General features: G+C 65.5%; 2 protein-coding genes. Both read right to left on the minus strand.

Features of this window, described 5'->3' with window-relative positions; translation table 11 throughout:
- On the minus strand, nt 1-871 hold an 871-nt coding region (locus AC1DZV_RS21720; protein ID WP_476954562.1), incomplete at its 3' end, for an ATP-binding cassette domain-containing protein.
- Between the two features lie 16 nt (nt 872-887).
- Nucleotides 888-1,937, minus strand: a complete 1,050-nt coding sequence (locus AC1DZV_RS21725) for an ABC transporter permease (protein ID WP_028275613.1) — start codon at nt 1,935-1,937, stop codon at nt 888-890.
- Nucleotides 1,938-1,997 lie beyond the last annotated feature (60 nt).

The raw sequence follows: 1,997 nt of genomic DNA on the forward strand, positions 1-1,997 counted from the left end.
CCTGGACTTCTTTGACGACGTCGCTGTGGCCGCCGAGTTGTTCGAGTTCGTGGGCGAGTTCGGCGAGTTCTGCGCCGCCGGCCATTTGGGCGGTGAGCTCGTCGAGGGTGATGTCTTTTTTGTCGTAGTAGCCGATCGATTTGCCGCGTTTGAGCAGCAGGAACCGGTCCCCGACGGGGAAGGCGTGGTGCGGGTTGTGGGTGATGAAGATGACGCCGAGGCCGCGGTCGCGGGCCTGCAGGATGTAGCGGAGCACCACGCCGGACTGCTTCACGCCCAGGGCCGCGGTGGGCTCGTCCAGGATCAGGACCTTCGCGCCGAAGTACACGGCCCGGGCGATCGCGACGCACTGGCGTTCACCGCCGGAGAGCTGGCCGATGGGCTGTTCGACGTCGCGCAGGTCGATGCCCATCGCGGCGAGTTCCTTGAGCGTGATGTCCTTCATTTTCTCGACGTCCATGCTCTTGAACGGGCCGAAGCCGGACGTGAGCTCCGAGCCGAGGAAAAAGTTCCGCCAGATCGGCATCAGCGGCACCACGGCGAGGTCCTGGTAGACCGTGGCGATGCCAACGTCGAGGGCGTCCCGGGGGGAGCTGAACTTCCGCTCCTGGCCCATGATCTTCAGTGTTCCGGCRTCGTGCTGGTGCAGGCCGGCGATGATCTTGATCAGCGTGGATTTGCCCGCGCCGTTRTCGCCCAGCACGCAGGTGACGCGGCCGTTGTCCACCGCCATGGTGACCTCGGAGAGGGCGATGATGTTCCCGTAGTGCTTCCCGACCCCGTCGAGGGAGAGCAGGTGCACCGGGGTGTGGGTGAGCGGGTCTTTTTCGTTCTGCAGCAGGGTCTGCTGGTCGATCTCTTTGGCRTTCATGGTTCCGGGGGCCCTTCTACTTCAGTTCCGCGCGGCGCTTGACGATGAGGTTGACGATGGTGGCCAGCAGCAGCATCAGGCCCAGGAAGAACTTGAACCAGTCCGGGTTCCACTGCGCGTAAACGATGCCCTTGTTGGCCATGCCGAAGATGAACGCGCCGATCGCGCCGCCGATCGCCGAGCCGTAYCCGCCGGTGAGCAGGCAGCCGCCGATCACCGCGGCGATGATGTAGAGGAACTCGTTGCCCACGCCCTCACCGGACTGCACGGTGTCGAASGCGAAGAGGTTGTGCATGCCCAGGATCCAGGCGCAGAAGCCCACGGCCATGAACAACCCGATCTTGGTGGCCTTGACCGGCACGCCCACGGCGCGGGCCGCGTTCGCGTCCCCGCCCACGGCGAAGATCCAGTTCCCCACCCGGGTCCGCATCAGCACCCAGGTCGCGACCGCGACGAGCGCGAACCAGTAGAACACGGTGATCTTGATGTCGACGCCGCCGACGCTCACCGAGGAGGCGAACACCGCCCGGGCCGAGGCGAAACCGTCCATGGTCGAGATCGAGGGCGAGGACACCGAGCCGCCGATCAGCCGGGTCAGGCCCAGGTTCAGGCCGGTCAGCATCAGGAACGTGGCCAGGGTGACGATGAAGGACGGCAGCTTGGTCTTGATCAGGATCCAGCCGTTGATGAACCCGACGGACAGGGAGACCACCAGGGCCAGGCCGACGCCGACCCAGACGTTCGTGGTGAAGTACCAGCTGAACAGCGACGCGGTCAGCGCCGAGGTGATCACGGCGACGCCGGTGGAGAGGTCRAACTCGCCGCCGATCATCAGCAAGGACACCCCCACCGCCATGATCCCGATCGTGGAGGACCCGTACAGGATGGTCGCCAGGGCACCGGGCTGGGTAAAGGTCGGGGACACCAACGCGAAGAAGATGAAGAGGACGATCGCGCCCACCAGGGCACCGACCTCGGGACGTCCGAGCAACTTCTGGAACGGACTGCGCTTGGCGACGCGCTCATCGGGCGCCGGCGACTTTGTCTTGGTCTGGGTGATGGTCATGATAAGTCTCCTAGCCGCCGGGCCGGCGCGAACCGGCCCGGCCAGCGGGCTGTTAGCGGA

The sequence above is a fragment of the Arthrobacter sp. P1_D12 genome (genome assembly GCF_056406175.1).